Annotated in this window: 3 protein-coding genes; all 3 read left to right on the top strand. The window is 68.7% G+C overall.

What is annotated here, in order from left to right; translation table 11 throughout:
• Positions 1-629: 629 nt before the first annotated feature.
• Genes D5H75_RS40665 through D5H75_RS40655 form a run of 3 tightly spaced genes read left to right on the top strand, consistent with a single transcriptional unit; the run spans position 630 to position 3,209 of the window.
• Positions 630-1,619 carry an ABC transporter substrate-binding protein gene (locus tag D5H75_RS40665; RefSeq protein ID WP_119931981.1) on the top strand — a complete coding sequence of 330 codons (990 nt, stop codon included), beginning with the start codon at positions 630-632 and terminating at the stop codon, positions 1,617-1,619.
• 34 nt (positions 1,620-1,653) lie between these two features.
• Positions 1,654-2,421 (top strand): ABC transporter permease, encoded by a 768-nt coding sequence (locus D5H75_RS40660; protein WP_242454801.1) that lies wholly within the window; start codon positions 1,654-1,656, stop codon positions 2,419-2,421.
• A complete protein-coding gene (locus D5H75_RS40655; RefSeq protein ID WP_242454800.1) occupies positions 2,418-3,209 on the top strand; it encodes an ABC transporter permease in 792 nt (263 codons plus the stop codon). The genes D5H75_RS40660 and D5H75_RS40655 overlap by 4 nt, the downstream gene beginning before the upstream one ends.
• Positions 3,210-3,280 lie beyond the last annotated feature (71 nt).

Below are 3,280 nucleotides of genomic sequence, written 5' to 3'. Positions count from 1 at the left end.
CTTCGTCCACCTCCGCGCCGAAGTCGGCCGCCTCGTCCGCGGCCCCGCCGACAACACCGCCCCGGCCGAGGAGGACTGAGCGCCACCCGCGCCGCGTACACCTGAGGCCGTCCGCCCCTTCTCGGGGGCCGGGCGGCCTTCTCCTTTCCCGGCCGCCGCGAAACGGCGCGGCCGGACGCGCCGGAGGTCTCCGCCCCTCGCGCCGGCGGACTCGCGCGGCGAACCACCCGGAACGGTTTCCCCGTGGTTACGGAGTGCCCGGAAGATCACTTATGGGAGGACCGAGACAGTTAATCAGGAAAAGCGTCCTGACATCCAGGACAAGTCGATAATCAGGATATTGACATTTCCCGATTTTCAGCGCCCTGACCAGCACAAACACTTCAACCAGCGCCACTTCCCAGCCCGATGGCGGCCAGCCGTACACGGACGACCAAAAGTGGATTTTGTACCACTAATCCGGCGAAATAATGGCCGCGGGGATGTTCCTCCGCTACGCTCACTCATCGCTTCGCCAGCCGCGGCGACCCCCCGGCCTGGGGCGAGCGAAAAAACGTTTACCCCCGAACGAATTCTGGGGGCGAGGCCCTTCCCCCTCGCCCGTCCCCGCGTTGCAAGGAGATCCCCCCATGAGGTTTGGCCTGCTGGGTCGGGCCGCGCTCGTCGGAGTCGCGGCCACACTCGTCCTGACCGCCTGTGGCGGCGGTTCGAGCGAGGGCACGAACGCCGCCAAGGACGGCCCCGAGGACACCTCGATCACCGTCGGCACCCTGCCCATCCCCGACATCGCCCCGCTTCACATCGCGATGCAGAAGGGCTGGTTCAAGGAGGAGGGCCTGGAGGTCAAGGCGGAGACCATCCAGGGCTCGGCGGTCGGCCTCAACAAGCTCGCCGCGGGCGGCCTGGACTTCATGCTCGGCAACTACATGTCGGTCCTCAAGGCCCAGGCCCAGGGCACCGGCAAGTTCAAGTACGTCGCGGACAGCTTCCAGGCGGCCCCCGACACCTTCAACCTGATGGTCGGCAAGGACTCCAAGATCCGTACGCTGGCGGACCTCAAGGGCAAGAAGGTCGCGCTCAACACCAAGGGCAACGTCGGCGACCTGGCCGTCGCCTCCACGCTGCGCCAGGCCGGCCTGTCCAACACCGACATCTCCATCCAGGAGATCCCCTTCCCGAACATGGGCGCGGCCCTCGCGGCGGGCACGATCGACGCCGCCTGGTGCGGCGAGCCGTACATCAGCGAGATGCAGACCAAGCTCGGCGCGCACAAGCTGGCGGACACGATGACAGGCCCGACCGCGGACTTCCCGGTCGCGGGCTGGAGCGTCTCCGAGTCGTACGCCACGAAGAACCCCAAGACGGTGGCCGCGTTCCAGCGCGCGATGGCCAAGGCCCAGCAGCTCGCGGCGTCCGACCGGACCGCGGTCGAGGCCGTGCTGCCCACGTACACGCAGATCCAGTCCGACGTCGCCAAGATCATCACGCTCGGGACCTTCCCGACGTCGCTCAGCGCCCAGCGCATCCAGCGGGTCGCCGACCTCATGGTCGAGCTGAAGTTCCTCGACAAGAAGATCGACGTGTCCAACATGATCATTCCGCCGCCTCCGGCCAAGTGACCATGACGTCCGTTCGGGGCATCGGGAACGTCCAGTGAAGAACAGGTACACCACGGTGCTCCGCGGCGCGGCCGGCGTCGCGGGGCTCCTCATCGCCTGGGAGCTCGTGGTCCGCACCGGGCTGGTCAGCGACAAGCTCCTCCCCTACGCCTCGACCGTGCTGGTCGAGGCCGTCCGGATCCTCGGTTCCGCCGAGTTCCTCACCTCCGTCGCCGGGACCATGACCGCGTGGGCGATCGGCCTGCTCTACGCCATCGCGATCGCCGTGCCGCTGGGGATCCTGCTCGGGTCCCTGCCCGCGGTCGAGATCGCGCTGCGGCCGATCGTGGAGTTCCTGCGGCCCATCCCGTCGGTCGCGCTCATCCCGGTCGTCACCTTCTTCGCGCCCGAGGCGCTGGAGCTGAAGGTCGTGCTGATCGTCTTCGCGTCCTCGTGGCCGCTGCTGATCAACACGATGTACGGCCTGCGCGACGTGGACCCGCTGGCCAAGGAGACGCTGCGCAGCTTCGGCTTCGGCCCGCTGGCGGTGCTCTACCGGGTCTCGCTGCCGAGCACGGCCCCCTTCATCCTGACGGGCGTGCGGCTGGCCGCCGGGGTGGCGCTCATCCTGGCCATCAGCGCGGAACTGCTCGGCTCCGGCGGCGAGGGCATCGGCATCTACACGATCAGGGCGGGCAGCGGAGCGTCCCTGGACCTCGTGCTGGCGGCGACGCTGTGGACCGGGATGCTCGGCATCCTGATCAACACGCTGCTCGTCCGGGCCGAGCGCCGCCTGTTCCCGTGGCGGGAGGCGACGGCGTGAGCAGGACGAAACGGTTCCTCATCCAGTCCGGGGTCGTGCTCGCCGTCCTCCTGGCGTGGGAGTTCGGGGCGCGCGCCGCCGAGATCCCCTGGTTCCCGCCGCCGGGCGAGATCGCGGTGGAGCTGCACAAGGACTACTTCAGCGGCCCCTGGCAGCATTTCTTCCTCACCGAGCAGGCGACCGGCAACTGGGGTCCCAGCCTGCTGCGGCTGGTCACCGGCTGGGCGCTGGCGTCCCTGGCCGGCGTGTTCCTCGGGATCGCGCTCGGGCGGTCCGGGCGCCTGTCGGAGTACTTCGACCCGGTGCTCCAGTTCGGCCGGGCCATCCCGCCGCCCATGCTGATCCCGTTCTTCATCGTGCTGCTCGAACTCGGCCCCCAGATGCACCTGGCCACGATCGTCTTCGGCGTGATCTGGCCGGTGCTGATCAACTCGATCGACGGCGCCCGCTACGTGGACCGGCAGTACATGGAGACGGCCGAGGTCTTCGGCGTCTCCCGCGCGGACCGGCTGTTCCGGGTCATCCTCCCGGCGGCCGCGCCCAAGATCTTCGCCGGCCTGCGGCTCAGCCTGTCGCTGTCGCTGATCCTGCTGGTCCTCGCGGAGATGACCGGCAGCACCGAGGGGCTGGGCCACCGGCTCCTCGACGACCAGCGCAACTTCGAGGTGCCCGGGATGTGGGGCGGGATCATCCTGCTCGGGGTCCTCGGCGTCCTGCTCAACACCTCCTTCCTCGCCGTGGAGCGCCGGGTCCTCGCCTGGCACCTGCGCGCCCGGCAGATCTCCTAGGACGGAATCGTGCTCGACGTAGTTGATTTGACCCATACGTACGGCAGTGGCCCGACGGCGCATCAGGCGCT

It is taken from the genome of Bailinhaonella thermotolerans (assembly GCF_003594875.1).
GTDB classification, from domain to species: Bacteria; Actinomycetota; Actinomycetes; order Streptosporangiales; family Streptosporangiaceae; genus Bailinhaonella; species Bailinhaonella thermotolerans.
Note: the sequence above shows the minus strand (reverse complement) of the source record. Positions and strands in the feature narration are given on the sequence as shown.